This is a genomic window from Azohydromonas sp. (assembly GCF_035325925.1).
Classification (GTDB): Bacteria; Pseudomonadota; Gammaproteobacteria; order Burkholderiales; family Burkholderiaceae_C; genus Calidifontimicrobium.
This window is the reverse complement of sequence record NZ_DAOKZA010000018.1, coordinates 34,791-54,127: the sequence shown is the minus strand read 5'-3', so window position 1 is coordinate 54,127 and position 19,337 is coordinate 34,791. Positions and strand designations below refer to the sequence as shown.

11 protein-coding genes are annotated in these 19,337 nt (G+C 72.9%); 7 read left to right on the top strand and 4 right to left on the bottom strand.

From position 1 onward, the window contains the following. Nucleotides 1–4: 4 nt before the first annotated feature. The 6 genes from gspD to PKC53_RS08895 all read left to right on the top strand — a co-directional run bounded on the left by gspD (nt 5) and on the right by PKC53_RS08895 (nt 7,866). A complete protein-coding gene (gene gspD, locus PKC53_RS08920; RefSeq protein ID WP_324428122.1) occupies nt 5–2,344 on the top strand; it encodes a type II secretion system secretin GspD in 2,340 nt (779 codons plus the stop codon). Between the two features lie 19 nt (nt 2,345–2,363). Then, a complete protein-coding gene (locus PKC53_RS08915) occupies nt 2,364–2,795 on the top strand; it encodes a hypothetical protein (RefSeq protein WP_324428121.1) in 432 nt (143 codons plus the stop codon). Between the two features lie 132 nt (nt 2,796–2,927). After that, complete coding sequence (locus PKC53_RS08910) at nt 2,928–4,775, top strand: cell surface protein (protein ID WP_324428120.1); 1,848 nt, start codon at nt 2,928–2,930, stop codon at nt 4,773–4,775. 154 nt (nt 4,776–4,929) lie between these two features. After that, nucleotides 4,930–5,778 (top strand): peptidylprolyl isomerase, encoded by an 849-nt coding sequence (locus tag PKC53_RS08905; RefSeq protein WP_324428119.1) that lies wholly within the window; start codon nt 4,930–4,932, stop codon nt 5,776–5,778. A 67-nt stretch (nt 5,779–5,845) separates the two neighbouring features. Further along, nucleotides 5,846–6,625 (top strand): ABC transporter permease, encoded by a 780-nt coding sequence (locus PKC53_RS08900; protein WP_324428118.1) that lies wholly within the window; start codon nt 5,846–5,848, stop codon nt 6,623–6,625. Between the two features lie 20 nt (nt 6,626–6,645). Beyond that, nucleotides 6,646–7,866: an ABC transporter ATP-binding protein gene (locus tag PKC53_RS08895; RefSeq protein WP_324428117.1), complete on the top strand. Its 1,221-nt coding sequence runs from the start codon at nt 6,646–6,648 to the stop codon at nt 7,864–7,866. 38 nt (nt 7,867–7,904) lie between these two features. Here the strand turns inward: PKC53_RS08895 and PKC53_RS08890 are convergent, their stop codons facing one another. The 3 genes from PKC53_RS08890 to PKC53_RS08880 all read right to left on the bottom strand — a co-directional run bounded on the left by PKC53_RS08890 (nt 7,905) and on the right by PKC53_RS08880 (nt 13,538). Next, entirely contained in the window at nt 7,905–9,071 is a 1,167-nt protein-coding gene (locus PKC53_RS08890; protein WP_324428116.1) for an acyltransferase, read from the bottom strand. After that, nucleotides 9,071–12,346 carry a methyltransferase domain-containing protein gene (locus PKC53_RS08885; protein ID WP_324428115.1) on the bottom strand — a complete coding sequence of 1,092 codons (3,276 nt, stop codon included), beginning with the start codon at nt 12,344–12,346 and terminating at the stop codon, nt 9,071–9,073. Before PKC53_RS08885 ends, PKC53_RS08890 begins: the two co-directional genes overlap by 1 nt. A gap of 202 nt (nt 12,347–12,548) precedes the next feature. Next, the gene (locus PKC53_RS08880; RefSeq protein ID WP_324428114.1) at nt 12,549–13,538 is read right to left on the bottom strand and encodes a class I SAM-dependent methyltransferase; all 990 of its coding nucleotides are present in this window, start codon (nt 13,536–13,538) and stop codon (nt 12,549–12,551) included. A gap of 115 nt (nt 13,539–13,653) precedes the next feature. Here PKC53_RS08880 and PKC53_RS08875 point away from each other — a divergent pair, with 115 nt between their 5' ends. Then, entirely contained in the window at nt 13,654–18,198 is a 4,545-nt protein-coding gene (locus PKC53_RS08875; protein ID WP_324428113.1) for a rhamnan synthesis F family protein, read from the top strand. On the opposite strand, the gene PKC53_RS08870 is transcribed toward PKC53_RS08875, so the two are convergent. After that, nucleotides 18,171–19,328 carry an O-antigen ligase family protein gene (locus PKC53_RS08870; protein ID WP_324428112.1) on the bottom strand — a complete coding sequence of 386 codons (1,158 nt, stop codon included), beginning with the start codon at nt 19,326–19,328 and terminating at the stop codon, nt 18,171–18,173. The two genes, PKC53_RS08875 and PKC53_RS08870, sit on opposite strands and share 28 nt — an antisense overlap. Nucleotides 19,329–19,337: the final 9 nt, after the last annotated feature.

Here is a 19,337-nt window from a genome sequence, read left to right as displayed (position 1 = left end):
CCCGATGACCCCGTTGCCGAACAAGTCCCTTTCCGTGGCCGCTGCCGTCGCCGTGTTCGCACTGCTGTCGGGGTGCGCGCAGACGCCCACGGCGCCCGCATTGGCGCGCGTCGGCGTGGCGGCGCCGGGGGGCGCGGCGCCCTCGCAACCCGGATCGGCCGCAGCCGCGCCCACCGCGTCGGCGACCGGCGGCGAAGCCGGCCCGCCGCGCCTGTACCGCGGCACCGACCGCGTCGTCGGCGACGGCGACCCGGGCAAGGCGCTCGCCGGCGCGCCCGTCGAACTGCGCTTCGAGGACGCGCCGGTGCGCGAGGTCGTGCACGCCGTGCTCGGCGACCTGCTGAAGGCCGACTACGTCATCTACCCGCCGCTCGAAGGCCGCATCACGATCGCCACGCCGAACCCCGTGCCTCCCGACCAGGCCGTGTTCCTGCTCGAGGCGGCGCTGCAGGTCAACGCGCTGGCGATGGTGCGCGACGCGCGCGGCACCTACCACGTCGGCAAGGCCGAGGCGCTGCAGGCCGTCTCGCCGATGGTGCGCCAGGTCGGCAAGGAGCCGCTGACGCCGGGCACCGGCGCCATCGTCGTGCCGCTGCGCTACATCGGCGCGGCCGAGATGGCGAACATCCTGCGCCCGCTGGCGCCGGCCAACGCGGTCGCGCGCGTGGACACCGTGCGCAACCTGCTGGTGCTGGTGGGCAGCCGCACGCAGGCCGAGGGCTGGCTCAGCCTCGTCAACACCTTCGACATCGACCTGCTCGCCGGCATGTCGGTGGGTGTGTTCCCGCTGAAGTACGTGTCGGTGCGCGACGTCGAGGCGGCGCTGCAGCTGATGAGCCCGGGCGCGCGACCCGCCGCGCCGACCGCGTCGACCGCGCCGACCCCGACGCCGCGCGCGCCGGCCACGGCCTCGGGGGCTGCCGCCGGCACGTCGGCCGGCGCGGCGGCGGCCACCGGCTTGGCCGAAGGTCACCCGCTGTTCGGCGCGATCCGCGTGCTGCCGATCGAGCGCATGAACAGCATCGTCGTGGTCACACCGCGCGCCGCCTACCTCGACGAGGCGCGGCGCTGGATCGAGCGGCTCGACCGCCCGGGCAACAGCGCGGCCGAGCCGCGGCTGCACGTGTACCCGGTGCGCAACGGGTCGGCGCGCCACCTCGGCGACGTGCTCAACGGCATCTTCGGCAGCGGCCAGGGCACCGCGCCTGCGCCCACCGGCGTCGCCCCGGGCCTGTCGAGCGTCACCGGGCGCACGCCGGGCGGGCTGCCGACCACGACGCAGCGCACCGCGGCGGGCGCAGGCGTGAGCCTGGGGCAGGGCCTGCCCGCGATGAGCACGAGCACCGGCCAGAGCGTGGCCGGCGGCGTGAGCGCGATGCAGATCGACGGCAACGTGCGCGTGGTCGCCGACGAGAAGAACAACGCGGTGCTGGTGTACGGCACGCCGGCGCAGTTCGAGCGCATCGAGGAGGCGCTGCGCCGGCTCGACGTGCCGCCGACGCAGGTGCTGATCGAGGCCAGCATCGTCGAGGTCACGCTCACCGACGAACTGCGCTACGGGCTGCAGTGGGCCTTCGGCACCGCCGACGGCGGCTACACCGGACGCGGCGCGCTCAGCGACCAGGCCGGCGGCGTGCTCGGCGGCGCGCTGGCGGGTTTTTCGTACGTGCTGCGCAACTCGCTGGGCAACGTGCGCGGCGTGCTCAACGCGCTGGCCGAGAAGTCGCTGGTGCGCGTGATCTCGACGCCGTCGCTGATGGTGCTCGACAACCACACCGCATCGATCGTGGTCGGCAACCAGCAGCCGATCCTGGCCAGCGAGACCATCAGCACCGAAGGCGGCGCGCGCACGCAGACCATCCAGTACAAGGACACCGGCGTGTCGCTGCAGGTCACGCCGTCGGTGGGCGCCGGCGACATGGTCACGATGAACATCAACCAGGCCGTCACCGACGTCGGCCAGATCGACACCGCCACCGGCCAGCGCGCGTTCCTGCAGCGCCAGATCGGCAGCATGGTGGCGGTGCGCTCGGGCGAGACGCTGGTGCTCGGCGGGCTGATCCGCGACAACAACACCGACGGTTCCAGCGGCGTGCCGGTGGTGCACGAGATCCCGGTGCTCGGCGCGCTGTTCGGCACCAAGCGCAACTCGGGCAACCGCACCGAGCTGCTGGTGGTCATCACGCCGCGCGTGGCGCGCTCCGACGAGGACACGCGCGCGATCAGCCGCGACCTGCGCGACCGCATGCAGGGGCTGGCCCCGATGCACGCGCCGCGCGAAGCGGCCCCCGCAGCGCCGGCCGGCGAGACGACCTTGCCGGCCGGTCCCAACAACGTCCCTTGACGAAGGAGTCCCTACGACGATGACGCCGCACGACGTCGTTCCGCTTTCCGTCACGCGCCGCAATGCGCTGGCCGCGGTGCTTGCCGCCGCGCTCGTGGCCGGCTGCGCCACGGCGCCGCGCACGCCCGAAGACCAGGTGCGCGCGCGCGCGCAGGCGCGCTGGGCCGCGCAGCTGGCCGGCGACACGAAGGCCTCGTACGAGTTCCTCAGCCCGGGCAGCCGCGCGCTGGTCAGCCCAGAACGTTTCCGCGCGCGCAACGCCGGCGCCGTGACCTACAAGGAAGCCGAAGTGGTGTCCGTGGTGTGCGAAACGTCTGAAAAATGCGTCGCGAAGGTGAAAGTCAGCTACGAGCCGGTCTTGATCTGGCCGAGAATGGGTACCATAGAAAGCTACCTGGAAGAGACTTGGCTGGTGGACGGCGGTCAGTGGTGGTTGCTGTACAAGCTGTGACGCTGACGTGCCGGGCCGGTCTCGAAGGCACTCGTGTGCGGTCACGTTGGGAGGGCGTTGCGTATACGAAGAAGGTCCAACCCACACCTGTTGCAAATCTTCAACACTCGGGTTTTGCAGGGAGTCGCCTGAGTGCTTCATCCAACCTCGCTGTGCTACAGTGAATTTCGCGTGATTGCTTCCCGTTGCGCTAAACAATCTTTCGACCGGAGTCAACATATGAGGAAAAGTCTTATCGCCCAGAGCGTCGCGGCCCTGATCGGCGGTCTCGCCATGGCGGGCGCGGCCAATGCCCAGGTCTGGGCGGCGCCGGCCGGTGCGCTGTCGGTGTACGGCACGCCGCAGGCCGACGAGCTGCGCGTCAACACCGACGGCATCGGTCACATCCTGCTGGTTCCGTACTACTCGACCCAGAACAACAACGACACGTACATCAACATCACGAACACCGACACCCGCATGGGCAAGGCCGTCAAGGTCCGCTTCCGTGCCGCGTCGAATTCGGACGACGTGTTCGACTTCACGGTGCTGATGTCGCCCGGCGACAACTTCTCGTTTGCGATCACGCAAGGCGCCAACGGCCTGCCGCGCCTGGTCACCAACGACAAGACCTGCACGCTGCCGCTCGACGTGAAGCAGTCGTTCGTCACCGCGCGTCTCGACTCGGCCCTGACCGACGACGAGAAGGCGTTCCAGACGCGCGAAGGCTATGTCGAGATCCTGAACATGGCCGACATCCCGCCGACGATCGCCTACAGCGCGGCCGACCCGACGACGCTGACGCTGTTCAACTCGATCAAGCACGTCGCCGGCGTGCCGCGTGACTGCAACTCGGCGGCGGTCAACGCGCTGGGCACCTTCACGACCGGTTACGGTGCTCGCGCTGCCGCGTTCAACGGCGACGGCGTGTACGACCCGCGCCTGGCCGGCATCGGTGCCGCCACCACGGCGCTGCGCCGCGGCCTCGACGTGCCGACCACCGGCCTGATGGCCAACTGGACGGTCATCAACGTGCCGGGCTCGTCGTCGTTCAGCGGCGCCGCGGTCGCGGTGGCGGCGGTGGAAGCCGCGACCAGCCAGTACGGCTACGGCAACGTCGTGTTCTTCCCGCAGACCTCGACCCCGGTCGATATCGCGAATGCGGAAGTGTGGACGTCGGACCCGCTGCTGCGCGGCGGCACGACGAACAACACGGTGCTGCCGACCATGACGGTCGCTGCGCCGGTCGAAGCCGCGGCCTACGACTTCCCGGACCTGTCGACGCCTTACCTCAGCGGCGTGCTCGGCGCGCTGGCCAACGGCGAGGCGACGCGCAGCCAGGCGGTCGTGCTGTCGAACGCGCTGGCGGTGCAGGCGGTGACGAACGAGTTCGTGACCGACCCCAACATCCTGGCGCAGACCGACTGGATCTTCTCGATGCCGACGCGCCGCTACAACGTCGCGTACGACTACGAGTTCGTCAGTGCCACCGGTGCGCGCGGCCGCCGTCTGTTCACCGACCTGGAGTTCGACGATGCGGACGGCGCGATCGTCGGCAACACGAACTTCTTCACCAACACGAACACCGCGGTGGTGAGCAAGCAGATCTGCGTGCTCGACATCTCGCTGTCGTCGCCGGCTTCCCTGGCCAACCGCTACAGCGGCGCCACGACGGCCGACCGTGAAGAGCGTTTCGTGACCCAGCCGACCGAGTTCGTGATCTCCCCGGGGACTCCGGCGGCGCCGCTGACCTTCTGCGGTGAAGTCAGCGTGCTGAGCTTCAACGCGGCCGGTGAGGCTTCGGTGCTCGGCGCCCAGATCGCCCGCAAGGACGTGACGGTGCCGTACGCCGACGGCTGGGTGCGCATCGCGACCCCGGGCCTGGGCGGCAACGGTCTGCCGATCATCGGCGCCGCGACGATGAACCTGTACAACGGTGCATCGGCTGCGGGCACGGCCTCGAACTACGGCCTGACCTTCCCGCACCGCTCGGTCCGCTGACCAGCGCGTCTTTCGAGTCTGACCAGGGCGGGGGCAACCCCGCCCTTTTTCATTGAGTCCGTTACTTCCTGTTGCGATGTTCCGCGTCACCGCCACTCCTTCCCATGCCGCACGCCGCGCAAGGCCGCGCCGTGCGAACCGGCTCGCGGCCCTCGTGGCTTCGATCGCCTTTTTCCACGTCACCGCCGGCGCCCAGCCCCTGTTGCAGGGGCCCGAGGCCACTGTCTCCGCCGACGACGTGCGCGCCGCCGCACAGCGCATTCCGGGCGCGTCGCGCGACGCGCTGTTGTCCCGGCCGGAGAACGTCGTGCGCCAGGCCGAGGACCTCTACGTGCGCCGCGCGCTGGCCGCCGAGGCCCGCCGCGACGGGCTGGACAAGGACCCCGTCGTCGCTGCCCTGCTGCGCCAGGCGCAGGAACGCATCCTGTCCGACGCGCGCCTGGCCGAGATCGACATCGCCGCCCTGCCGAGCGACGAGCTGGTCGCGCGCTACGCCCGCGACCTGTACCGCGAGAACCCTGCACGGTTCAACGCGCCAGCGCAGACGCGGGCCCGCCACATCCTGATCGGCCGCAGCGACGACGGCAAGGCGCGGGAACGCGCCGAGGCCTTGCTCGCCCAACTCAAGGACGGTGCGTCGTTCGAGGCGCTGGCGCGCGAACAGTCGGCCGACCTGGCCACCGCGAGCCGCGGCGGCGACCTGGGCTGGTTTGCCTCGGGCGCGATGGTGCCCGAGTTCGAGCAGGCGCTCGCCGCACTGGAGAACCCTGGCGACCTCTCCGGCATCGTCGAGACGCGGTTCGGCTTCCACATCGTGCGCCTCGAAGGGCGGCGCGCTGCGGGCCAACGCAGCTTCGACGACGTGCGCGGCGAGCTCGAACGCGAGGTGCGCGCCAAGGCGCAGGCCGAAGCGCGCCAGGCCAAGGTGCGCGAACTGCTGGGCGGCGCGAAGCCCGACACCGCGGCGATCGAGGCGTTCTCGCGCAGTTTCGCCAAACCTTGAGACTGCAGGGGTCGTTGCGGCCACGGGTCAGGTGGGTCACGCGCCACGCCGAGCCGAAGTGAGCAGCGTGATCCACGCCCGCGCGTGGTGGCTCTTCCTGCGCTTCGCCCAGCGCGAGGTGACGAACCGCTTCGCCGGCTCGCTGCTCGGCGGCGTGTGGGCCTTCGTGCACCCGGTGGCGCTGCTGGTGATCTACACCTTCGTGTTCACGACGGTGTTCAAGGTGCGCGCGGTCGGCGACGGCACGACACCGTTCGTCGTCTTCCTGGCGCTGGCGCTGTGGCCGTGGATGGCGTTCTCCGAGGCGGTGATGCGCGCCAGCGCGTCGGTGGTCGCCAACGGCGCACTGGTGAAGAAGATCCCGTTCGCGCACGAACTGGTCGTCTACGCCGCCGTGGCGGCCAGCTTCGCGGTGCAACTGGCGGGCTACGTGCTGGTGCTGGTGGTGGTCGCCTTCGGCGGGCACGCGCTGCACGCCGGCGGGCTGCCGCTGGTGCTGTTCGCGCTGGCCGCGCTGGCCACGCTGGCCACCGGGCTCGGCCTGCTGCTGGGCGCCGTGCACGTGTTCGTGCGCGACCTGGAGCAGGGCCTGGGGCACGCGCTGATGCTGCTCTTCTACCTCAGCCCGATCCTCTACAGCGCCGCGATGCTGCCCGAGTGGCTGCAAGGCGCGATGCTGCTGAACCCCGTCGCGGTGCTGCTGGAAGCTGCACGTGCCGCGTTGCTGCAGGGCCGTGCGCTGCCCACCGCGGCCGAACTGGCGGCGGGCGCGTTCTGTGTCGCGGTGCTGGTGCTCGGGCGGTTCGTGTTCCGTCGCCTGTCGCCGCACTTCGAAGAGGCGCTGTGAACCCGCACACCCTGGCTGCCATGCAAGACGCAGGCGCCGCAGTCGCGAGCAACGACGACGCGCCGCTGGTGCGTCTGCGCGACGTCGGCAAGGCCTACCCGCTGCAGACCTCCGCCGCGGGCCAGATCGCGTCGCTGTGGGCCAAGCTGCGCGGCGTGCCGCATGCCGCGTCGAGCTTCCAGGCGCTCGACGGCGTCACGTTCGACGTGCACCGCGGTGCTTCGACCGCGCTGGTGGGCGTCAACGGCGCGGGCAAGTCGACGCTGCTGAAGATCATCGCCGGCGTCGCTCGGCCCACGCGTGGCGAGGTGGTCGTCAACGGCCGCGTCGGCGCGCTGCTCGAGCTCGGCGCCGGTTTCCACCCCGAGTACACCGGCCGCGAGAACATCGCGCTGGGCTGCGCGCTGGCCGGTCTGTCGCCGGCGCAGGCGCGCGAGCGCGTCGACGGCATCCTGGCCTTCGCCGACATCGGTGCGCACATCGACCAGCCGGTGAAGCACTATTCGTCGGGCATGGTGGTTCGACTCGGCTTCGCGGTGGCCACCGCGCTGACGCCCGACCTGCTGATCACCGACGAGGTGCTGGCGGTGGGCGACGAGTCGTTCCAGCGCAAGTGCATCGCGTGGATGGAGGGTTTCCTCGCCGGCGGCGGCACGCTGCTGCTGTGCTCGCACAGCATGTACCACGTGCAGAAGCTGTGCCGGCAGGCGGCGTGGATCGACGGCGGGCGGCTGCGCCTGTTCGGCGCCGCGGCCGACGTGACGCGCGAGTACCTGGCCTGGCACGAGGAGCGCTCGGCCGAAGCGCGCCGGCTGCAGCCGCAGGCCGCCGCGGCCGGGGGCAGCATCTACCACGTGCGCAGCATGCAGCTCAACGGCATGGCCACCGACGAGCCGGTGCGGGTGCCCGAGGGTGGCGAGCTGGTCGTCACCGGCACCGTGCACTCGCCCGACGACCGCGTGCCGCAGGTGGCGGTGGGCGTGGTGCGCGTCGACGGCACGCCGGTGGCCGGCTGCTACTCCGAGATGGACGGCTTCGCGCTGCGTCGCGTCGAGCCGCGCCTGTACGCGTACACGCTGCGCCTGCCGCGGCTGCCGCTGCTGCCCGGGCGCTACGTGGCGCGCAGCCACGCGATGGACCCCGAGGGCATGCGCATGTTCGACCACGTCGAGCTGCGCTTCGACGTGGCCGGCGCGGCGCGCGAGACCGGACTGGTGCTGCTGGAGCACGAGTGGTCGTGAGCGCGGCGCCAGCGCCGCTGCGCTGAGGCCGGCGCCGCTCACCCGCGGCCCCTCGATCCTTCCGGCGGAGCGGGCGCCGCCGCGCCGCCGGCGCGTGCGAAGGCGTCGTGCCGATGCGGCCGCGAGGGGCGGAAGAAGCGCTTCTCGACCGCGTGGTAGCTGAACCAGGCGAGCGCGAACGTCAGCGCCGTCGTGGCCACCAGCGCCCAGACGCTGGCCTGCGGCGACGCCCAGCGTGCGGGCCAGAGCAGCACGAACGCCTGCTGCACGGGGTAGTGCCACAGGTAGATGCCGAAGCTCATCTCGCCCAGCCACTGCGCCGGCCGGCTGGCCAGCACGCCGAGGCCCGCCAGCGGCCGACGCAGCAGGTGGACGACGCCGGCAAGCACCAGGCCGAGCGCGGGCACCCACACCGCGAGGATCCAGTGGCCGCGCAGGTAGACCGCGTTCCAGGTCCAGATGGCGTACTGCAGCGCGAGGTAGGCGAGGCCCAGCGCCGCCAGGCCGAACCAGCGGCGGGCGGTCGAATCGACCGGCGCGCGGCGGGCGAGCCAGAAGCCGGCAGCAAACGTCGCCAGCGACCCCGGCAGCGCGTCGACCACGTGCAGCCGGTGGGCGAGGCCCTCGTCGGCGAACCAGACGATGCACAGCCAGCGCCAGCCGATGGCGACGGCCAGGCAGAGCGCGTACGCCGCGAGCGCGCTCCAGCGCTCGCGCAGCACGATCAGCAGCGGCAGCAGCACGTAGAAGCCGAGCTCGACCGGCAGCGTCCACCACACGCCGTTGAGCGGCACGGCCATCGCCGGCGGCAGATGGATCCACAGCAGCGCGTTCAGCAGCAGCGTGGCCGCGTCCCACGGCGCGATCAGGCCGGGCAGCGGGATCAGCAGCAGCAGGCCGAGCTGCAGCCACACGGCGGGGTAGATGCGAAGGAAGCGACGCTTCAGGTACGGCCGCACGGTGGCGGCAGTGACGGGCTTGTCGGCCCACTGCGACGCGAGCAGGAACGCCGAGAGGACGAAGAACAGCGGCACGCCCTGCCAGCCGTTGGCGAACGGCAGCGACAGGTTCATCCACGGCTCGGGGCCCCAGCGCATCGACGCCAGCACCTGGCTGGCCGCCGGGAAGTGCGTGCTCCAGTGGAACAGCAGGACGCCCAGCGCCGCGAGCCCGCGCAGGCCGTGCAGGTACGGGTTGAAGGGCATCAGCCGGCCGCGAGGCGGCCGGCGACCGCGTCGCGGTACGGCCGCGGCGGGTCACGCTCGATGTACGCGCGCACCAGCTCGTCGTAGTGCGGGTGCAGGCGCAGCATCGCCGCCATGGCGTGCCGCTGGAGCTCCTGCTGGCGCGGGCCGAAGCTCGAGCCGCCTTCGTGGCGAACGAACACGTCGAGCACGTGCAGGTGGCGCCAGCCGCGCGCGGTGGCGCGCAGGCAGAAGTCGTTCTCCTCGCCGTAGCCGGCGCCGAACGTCGCGGCGTCGAAGTCGCCGATCTCGTCGAGGCAGTCGCGGCGGATGTACATGCAAAAGCCCACCGCGGTCGGGATCTCGACCGTCTGCCCCGCAAGGGTCTGCGCGAACAGGCGGTCGAGCGAGGCCGTGGTGTGGCCGGGCGGCAGCGGATTGTCCTCGCAGAAGCGCGGGAACGAGCAGATCGTCGCGTTGTTCGAGAACGGGGTGACGGTGCCGGCGCGAGGGTCGGCGACGGCGGCGCGGCGCAGGCGGTCGAGCCAGCCGGGCGGCACTTCGGTGTCGCTGTTGAGCAGCACGACGTCGCGCCGCCCGGCCAGTCGGAAGCCGAGGTTGGCGGTGGCGACGAAGCCGAGGTTGCGCGCGTTCGCGACGACCGTCGTCTCGGGGTGCACGGCGGCGAACTCGCGCAACCAGCGGGTGGTCCCGGCATCGGGGCTGGCGTCGTCGATCACCGTCAGATGCCACGGCACGTCGCCGCCGCCGTCGACCACGCTGGCCAGGCAGCGGCGCACGAGGTCGACCTGGCCGTGCACCGGCACGACGACCTCGACGACGGGGTCGCGCGGCGGCGGCACGGCCGCGGCGGTGAGCGGCGCCAGCGGGGCCGGTGCGCGGTCTGCGGGTGCCGCGGGCAGCAATGCGAGGTAGTCGGCCGACAGCGGCCAGCCGCACACGGCCTCGAACGTCCACGGCGCCCCCGCCGGCGCCAGAGCCGCCACCGGCACAGGCAGGTCGAGGCCCGGCTCGGCGCCGCGCAGCAGCAGCGTCACGGCGCCGTCGGCCGCCGGCGTGCCGAGGTCGATCTGTTGCCGCCCGGCATCGCGCAGCGCGCGGTCGCCGTCGCGCGCCGCGACCCAGTCCCAGGCGACGCCGCCGTGGCGGTCGCGCACGCGCAGTGCGTGCAGGTGCAGGTAGCCGGGTCGGTCGGCCGGATACCAGCGCCACTGCGGCGGCACGCCGGCGTTGGCGGGGATCGGGAAGGCGAGCGTCTGCAGCTGCGCACCGACGCGGCCGAGCGCGTGCACGCCGCGCGCGCTGCCACCGCCGGCCGGTGCGACGGCGAGCGTCGACGCGTAGACGGCCACGCTCACTGCCGGGTCGGGCGGCGGGACCAGGGCGGCGAGCGGCTCGTCGCCCGCGCGCGCCTGCGCCTCGGTGCGCCGTGCCGCGAACACGAGCTGGTACGCCGACGCGTCGGGTTGCGCGAGCAGGTAGCGCGCCACCGTCGGCGGCAGGCGGTCGAAAGGGGTCCAGAACTCGGTGTAGTACCAGGTCAGATCGATCGGCTCGACGCGCTCGACGCGCCAGCCTTCGTCTTCGAGAAGGCGCCCGAATGACGCACGGGTGAAAAAGCGCAGGTGGGTGCGGTCTAGCAGGCCCTCGGCGCCGTAGGTCCAGCGTCCGTGCATGAGCTCGGCAACGAGGCCGGCGTAGGCGACGTTGGGCACCGAGGCGAGCAGCCAGCCGCCGTCGCGCAGCAGGCCGGCGCAGGCGCGCAGCACGCGCGCCGGCTCGCGCAGGTGCTCGAGCACGTCGGCACAGACGATCACGTCGTAGCGGCGGTCGGCGAAACGCGTGGCCCAGGCCGGGTCGTCGAGGTCGGCGACGACGAGGCGGTCGTAGGCCGGCGACGCGACGTCGCGCTCGGCGGCGCTGAGCGTGACGCCGTCGACCTCGCAGCGGCGCTGCCCGCGCAGGTGGCGGCCGAGCGCGCCGCTGCCGGTGCCGACGTCGAGCACGCGCGAGCCCGGCGTGACGAGCGCCGCGATCACTGACAGCGACGATCGCGTGCCGGGGTCGATGGCGCGCCGGTAGACGTGCGGCGTCTCAGGCGCGGTCGGTGGTCCGCCCGGCCAGCCGGCGTACAGCAGCACGCACTCGCCGCGCGGCGTCGGCGCAACGACTTCGACCCAGGGGGTGCGCCCGCCTTCGGGCAGCGCAAGGCGCAGCGCCCAGCCTGCGGCCGCGAGCCGCTCGTCGCCGAACACGTCGCGCACATCGGCGCGCATGCCGCCGGTCGGGCAGCGGTGCTCGGCGCCGTCGACGCGGATCGACACCGCGGGCAGCGCACCGTCGTCGAGCGACGCGGCCCAGCCGCGCAGCACGAGCGCGCCGGCATCGACGCGCCGCTCGTCGACCCAGCCCCACGGCCCGTGGCGGAACCCGGCGAGCGGCGACAGGTCGCGGCCGGGGTCGGCGGCGACGACGTAGACGTCCTGCTCGTGCGCCAGCGCCCTGGCGATGCGGTGCACCGGCGCGCGCGCGCCGATGCCACGCGCGATCGCGGCGCGCACGAAACGTTCGGTGACGTAGGTCGTGCCGTAGGCGTCGGCGTCGAGCCCGGCGTTCTCGCTGTGCGGGCTGAACAGCAGGCCGCTGGCCGGCATCGCGCCGGGCGGCGCGAGCACCTCGTCGTGCACGCTGAAGCACAGCACGCCGCGCGGCGTCAACAGCGCGTGCAGCCGCGACAGCCAGCGGTGGAACAGGCCCTCGGGCAGGTGCGAGAACAGCGACGCGACCCACACGACGTCGAAGCGCCGGCCCGGGTCGAACGCCTCGGGCGCCATCGCCGAGGGCACCGTGGCGACGCCGAACTCGTCGCCGACGAAGGCCAGCGCGTCGGGCTGGATCTCGGCGGCGGTGATCTCGACGTCGCGGTCGCAGGCGACGAGGAAGCGGATCAGGCGGCCGAATCCGCACGCGAAGTCGAGCAGTTCGAGGCGGCCCGAAGGGACCGGGAACAGCGTGTCGACGATCTGTCGCGCCGCGTGGTACTGCTGCAGCGCGACGTTGAAGTACTGGCTGACGGCGGCGCCGGCGTCGCGATGGTGGCGCAGCGAGTGCAGCAGCATCTGGTCGTCGGGGTGGATGCGCGTGCCGACGCGCCGGCCGCCGCGGCCGAGGGCCGGCCAGTGCGTGTGCAGCAGCGTCGCCAGCCGCGGGTCGGCGCACAGCGCAGCGGCTTCGTCGCACAGCGCCGCCAGGGCAGGGTCGGCCGGGGTCGACATGGCGCGTGGCTCAGCGCTGCGGTCGCCGGGGCGTGTGCGACGCCGCGATCCGGCGGCGCACGCTGCGGGCGTCGTCGCGACCGCGGCCGGTGCCGCGGCCGGCGGCGACGCCACGCCCCGACCGCGCGATCCGCGTGCCACGCATCGAAGCGCGCATCGCCGCTGCCAGACGGGCCCGCAGGATCATGTCGCCGACGGGCTCTCAGCCGACCGCGCGCCCCGGCGGCGCCTTGCGTGCGCTGAACACCAGCCCGCCGAAGCCGACATGGCCCAGCCACGGCCCCCAGTAGGCATGCGCCGCGACATCGGTGAAGCCGACGCCGCGCAGCGTGTCGACGAGGTCCCAGCCGAAGTTCTGGAAACACAGGGCGCCGCCGCCTTCGACCGGGTTGCCGTGCACCTCCGGCGGCAGCCGGTGTTCGATGCGGCCGTCCGGGTGCACCAGGGCGCGCACCTGGGTGCGGCTCAGGCCGCTGTTGAACGGCACCGTGAACACCAGGTGGCCGCCGGCGACGAGAACGCGGGCGCATTCGGCGAAGGCCGCCGGGTAGTCCGGCACGTGCTCGAACACGTCCTGCGTCACCACCCACTCGAAGCTCGCGTCGGCGAACGACAGCCCGGTCAGGTCCTCGTGGCGCACCTCGGCGTCGAACGCGGGCAGGTGCACCCGTTCGCCCGGCCGGCGATCGCGCCCGAGGTACTCGCTGCCGGTCAGATGCTCGAAGTGACGGCCGAACGCCGGGTACGAAGGCGTCACGCGTTCGGCCAGGTAACAGCGCGCGTCGCGGCGGTAGTCACCGTGCGCCAGCACGAAGCCCAGCAGGGCGCGCATGCGGCTGTTGAGCCCGCAGGCGGTGCACACGCTGGTCTCGGTCCACGCCGGATGCACCGAGCCGTCGGGCGTCGTCCCCGCGTGGCGCCAGTCGATGCGCATCGTCGTGAACGTCGCGCAGCTCTGGCAGTACGCGGTGTAGTCGCGCGGGTGGCGGCAGGCCACGATCTGGTCGTCGATGCCGCCGACGGTGGCGAGCAGCCCCTGCGCCGCGGTCATCGCGGCCGCGAAGCCGGCCTCGCCGTCGAAGCGCGCGATCCACGGCGACGGCAGCCTGACGCCGCTGGCGCCGCCGAGCGCGCCGGCACGGGCGTCGATGGCCGTGCCGGTCGGCGTGGGGGCAGGCGGGTGAGTGGTCATGCTGCGCAGGCGGGGCCGCCGCGCCCGGTGGGCGCGGCGAGCCGCTGCGCACTGTAGCCGATGGCGTAGGCCAGAATCCCGGGTCCGCCTGCCCCGACCCCCATCCGCACCCGCCATGCCCGACGCGGCCCGACCCGTCACCCTGCACATCGTCCACGACCTCGGCGGCGGCGTCGAACGCTGGTGGCGCGACTTCTGCCAGGCCGACGAAGGCAGCCGCAGCTACGTGCTCAAGGCGTTCCATCTCGAGGGCCACTTCGGGCGCGGGCTGGTGCTGTTCGATGCCGCCGATCTCGCGCGTCCGCTGCGCCTGTGGGTGTTCGATCGGCCGATCGCGGTGACGGCCACCGCGCACGACGAGTACCGCGCCGCGCTGCACGAGGTGGTGGCCGCCTGCGGGGTCGGTCGGGTGATCGTTTCGTCGCTGATCGGCCACAGCCTGGACGCGCTCGACACGGCGCTGCCGACGCTGCTGGTCGTGCACGACTACTTCCCGGCCTGCCCGGCGATCAACGCGCACTTCGGCGGCGTGTGCACGAGCTGCGACGACGCCCGGCTGGCCGAGTGCGCGCAGCACAACGAGCCGGGTTTCAATCCCCTGTCGGGTTTCGCCGTCGCCGACCGGATCGCGGTCCGGCGGCGCTTCCTCGAGCTGCTCGATGCCCGCGGGGCCGGGCCGGGCGCCGACCGCGACGCCGCGGCGTCGGGTGATGCGGCATTGCCGCAGGCGCTGGCGAGCGCGCCGCCGATCACCCTCGTCAGCCCCTCGCACGCGGCGCGCGAGCAGGTGAAGCGGCTGGTGAAGATCGCGCCGCACACGCGGTTCGAGGTGATCGCGCACGGCTATGCCGGCTGGCCGGCCGCGCGATCGGCCGCGCCGCAGCCCGCCGAACGGCTGCGCGTGCTGGTGCTGGGTTCTCTCAGCTCGGTCAAGGGGATGGACCTGCTGTTCCAGGCCCGGCACCGCTTGAGCGAGTTCGCCGACCTGCAGTTCCTCGGCTGCGGACCCCTCGGGCGCTTCTTCGAAGATCTGCCCGGCGCCACGGTCCGTGCCGAGTACGAGCTGGCCGATCTGCCGCGCCACGTGGCGCAGCTGCAGCCTGACGTCGGCCTGCTGGCCAGCGTGTGCGCCGAGACCTTCGGCTATGCGCTCACCGAGCTCACCCTGCTGGGCATCGTGCCGGTGGCGACCGCACTCGGCAGCTTCGCCGAGCGCATCGTCGACGGCGAGACCGGGTTCCTGTTCGCCCCAAATGCGGACGCGCTGGTGACCCGGCTGCGCCAGATCGCCGACGACCGCCCGGCCCTGGCGCGCGTGCGCGAGGCGGTGGCCGCGATCGAGCCGCGTTCGACGGCCGCCATGGTGGCCGACTACGACGTGCTGTGTCCGCCGCAGGCGCCTTTAGCCGACGTCGCGCCGGCCGCCGAGAACGCCGCGGCGCTGGCCACCTGGGCCACCGGCGTCGCGCCGCGGTTCGCGCAGCTGGAACGCTGCGCGGCGCGGCTGCGCCACGAAGTCGAGATCCAGCAGGCCGTGCGCCGCGAGCGCAATGCCCGGCTGGCCGAGGTGGAGGCGACGGTCGTGCAGCGCGACGACACGATTGCCGCGCTGTCGCAGACCGTGGCCGAACGCGACGCCGACATCGCACGCCGGGACGCGCAACTGGCGGCGCGCGAGGCCGTCATCGAGACCCAGCTGCAGCAGCTCGGCGCGGCGCGGCACGAGCTTGCCGCGCTGTACCGCTCGACGTCCTGGAGGCTCACGCGCCCGCTGCGCTTCGCGGCCAGGCTGGCGCGCGGCGACCGCGCCGGCGCGATGGCCGGACTGCGCCACCATGGCCACGCCTGGGCGCGGGGCGTCTACCGGCGGCTGCCGCAGGCGCTGCGCGGGCCGCTGGTCGAGCTGGCCTACCGCGGCGCGGGGCCGCTATTCCGCGGCGTCGGCCACTACGAGCGCTGGCGCTCGCGCCGCGCCGGCGGGGGCGCGGCACCGGCCGCCGGCCAGGGCAGCCTGGTCGACCTGGACCGCGTGGCGCCGTTCGACGCGTCGACGCCCGGCCGCATCGCCGTCCACGCCCACGTCTTCTACGCCGACCTGATCGACGAGTTCCTCGGGCAACTGGCGCAGATGCCGTTCGCCTTCTCGCTGTTCGTGTCGGTGTCCGACCCGAAGGTACAGGCGCAGTGCAGCGAGCGCCTGCGCCAGCTGCCGCGGCTGGTGTCGCTGGTGGTCGAGGTGGTGCCCAACCGCGGGCGCGACATGGCGCCGATGCTGTGCCGCTTCGGCCGCGAGCTGGCCGATCACGACTTCGTCGCCCACATCCACACGAAGAAGTCGCTCTACAACCGCGGCAGCACGCTGGGCTGGCGCGAGTACCTGGTGCAGGGGCTGTTCGGCTCGCCCGACCGCGTGCGCCGCATCTTCACGCTGCTGACGACGCCGGGCGTCGGCCTGGTCTACCCGCAGACCTATGTGGACGTGCCCTACCAGGCGCACAGCTGGCTGGCCAACCGGGGCCTCGGCGAACACTGGTGCCGCCGCCTCGGCATCGAACCGCCCAAGGGGTACTTCGACTTCCCGGTCGGCTCGATGTTCTGGGCGCGCACCGAGGCGCTGCGGCCGTTGTTCGACGCCGGCATCACCCTCGACGACTTCCCCGTCGAAGCCGGTCAGACCGACGGCACGCTGGCGCATGCCCTCGAGCGGCTGCTCGGGCTGGTACCACGCGCGGCCGGCTTCGGCCACGCGGTGCTCAGCGACGACCGCCACCCGAGCTGGTCGCGCTGGCGCTTCGACCAGTTCTTGGGACAGACCATCGACGGCGTGGTCGCGCAGCTCACCGCACCCGAGGTGCGCGCGGTGATCTTCGACGTGTTCGACACGCTGCTGGTGCGCCCGCTGCTCGACCCGGAGCACGTCAAGGCGATCGTCGCCCGGCGCATCGGCGGCGAGGCCGGCCGGCTCTACCTCGAGCAGCGCGCCGACGTCGAGAGCGAGGCGCGCGAGCGTGCCGGCCGCGACGTCGGGCTCGAGGACATCTACCGTGCGTGGCAGGGGCGCGGTGGCGCCATCACGCCTCACCTGGCGCGGCTTCACGAGCTCGAAGTCGAGGTCGAAACCGCCTCGGTGCAGGTGCGCACCGACGCCGTGGCGCTTCTCGACGCGGTCGCCCGCTCGGGCCGACGCGTGCTGCTGGCCAGCGACACGTTCCTTCCCGCGACGGTGGTCGAGGCCATGCTGCGCCACTGCGGCGTCGGCGGCTGGCACCGGTGCTACGTGTCGAGCGACGTCGGGCTGCGCAAGGACAGCGGCGAGCTCTACCGGCACATCCTGCAGACCGAGGGGCTGGCGATCGATCAGGTGGCGATGGTCGGCGACAACGAGCGTTCGGACTTCCAGATCCCTTGCGACATGGGCATGCGCCACTGGCACGTGATCCGCGCGGTCGAGCAGGCGCGCGCCATGCCGCGCTGGTCGGCGCTGGTCGACGACGCGCAGGCCGGCGTCGATCTCGACGCCAGCGCCTGCCTGGGCCTGCTCGTGCGGCGTTCGTTCTCGGCGCTGTTCGGGGTCCAGGCGCGGCCCGCCGACTTCGCACCGACAGCACGCGACGTCGGCTACCAGGTCGTCGGCCCGCTGGCGCTGGCCTTCGCGGGCTGGCTGGCGCGCGAGGCCCAGGCGCGGGGTATCGCGCGACTGCACTTCCTGTCGCGCGAGGGCGCGCTGCTGCACGTGGTCTACGACCGCTGGCGCGACGCCACCGGGGAAGGCCCGCCGGCCAGCTACCTCGTGCTGTCCAGGCGCGCGGTGACGGTGCCGATGATCGAGTCGATCGAAGACGTCTACGAGCTGGCGCGTGCGCGGTTCTATCCCAACGAGCTGTCGATCTTCCTGCGCGAGCGGTACGGCCTGGCGCTGGACGACGGCGACTGGCAGCAACTGGCCGAGCGCGGGCTGTGGCGCCAGGGGCGCCCGGTGGAGATCCTCGACGGCAACATCGAGGCCGTGCGCCCCGTGCTCGACCACCTGCATCCGCGGATCGTCGAAGCGGGGGCGCGCGAGAAGCCCGCGCTGATGGCCTATCTGCACGCGATGGGGCTCGACGGCGACGACGAGTGCGCGGTGGTCGACGTCGGCTACTCGGGCACCATCCAGTCGCGGCTGATCCGGCTGCTCGGGCGCAGGATCCATGGCTACTACATGATCGCCAACTCGACCTGCAAGGACCCCGAGGTCTTCCGCGGCGCCACCGCGCTGGGCTGTTATGCCGACGGCGTGCCGCCCGGCGCCCCGCAGCCGCTGCTGTACGGCCGCAGCTTCGACCTCGAGAAGATGCTCAGCAGCGACGAGGAGCAGGTGATCCGCTACGAGATGGTCGTAGAGGAGGGCGCGCCGCAGCCGCGAGCCCGGCTCCGGTCCGACACGACGATCGACCCGCGGTCGCGGCAGCTGCGTGCCGAGCTGCGGCAGGGCGTCGACGACTTCGTCACCGACGCGATGGCGTTGCGGCGCTCGTTGTGGCCCGGCTTCACGGTGCCGGTGGCGCTGGCCAGCCGCCTGTTCGACGCGATCGTCGAGGGCCGGACGCCGGCCGAGCAGGACGTGCTGAGCGCGATCGTGCTCGACGACTACTACTGCGGGCGAGGGCTGGTGTCCTGACGCGGCGCACGCGCGCCGCGCCACGCACCGCCACGCACCGCCACCGCCCCCGTCAGCGCGCCCAGCACCAGCAACGGCAGCGCGAACTTGGCGTCGCGCAGCACGACGTGGAACAGCCCCGCGACGACCAGCGTGGCCAGCACCATCTGCGCCGCGACGGCGCGCGCGCCGCAACGCCACAGCACGCGCAGCGCGACGGCGATCGCCGCGACCAGCAGCGCCAGCCCGACCGCCCCCGACTGCGCCGCCACCAGCAGGTACTCGTTATGCGGCGTCGTCTGCCGCTCGAGCAGGCCGCCCGAGACGCGCTGCCGCCATTCGGGCAGCCAGGCACCGACGCCGAAGCCGGCCACAGGACGCTCGCGCACCATCTGCAGCGTCACCTCGGCCATGCGCACGCGCATGCCCCAGCTGGTGGCGACGTCGTCGGCGGCGCGGTACTCGCGCAGTTCGGTGAAACCCTCGGCGAAACGCTGCTGCACGCCGTCCAGCGGCACCCAGGCGACGGCGGTGGCCAGCGCGACGACGCCGACCGTGCCGGCGCGACCGGGCCACGTGCGCGCCTTCGCCAATGCCAGCAGCACCAGCAGCAGCGGCAGCACCAGCATGCCGCTGCGCCGGTCCTGCAGCGCCAGGCCGGCCATGCACACCAGCGCACACGCCGCCCATGCGGTGCGGGCCCGCGGCGACGCGGCGTCGATCGCGAACAGCACCGCGAACCCCGCGCCCAGCGCCAGCAGCAGCGACATCGCGATGCGCTGGTTGCCGCGCACCTGCAGCGGCGGCAGCAGCGACCCCCAGGTGCCGAGCCAGCCGGTGGCCGCCACGGCGATCACCGCGGCGACCAGCGTCGACGCGGCGACGAAGTGGCGCAGCGCCCGCGACGCGTCGCCGGCGGCGCAGGCCAGCGCGATCGGCACCAGCGCGAGCGGCAGCGCGTAGACCCACAGCTGGCGCACCACTGCGGGCGCCGGCGCCTCCGTCCACGCCGCCGACGCTGCCAGCCAGCACCAGAAGGCCAGCAGCGCGAGGAACAGCGGCTGGCGCAGCTGCGCCAGCCGGCCGGCGCGCGACAGCGCGGCGATCGACGCCAGCGCGAGGCCGAGGTAGGCCGTGTACTGCAGTCCCACGGGCAGGTA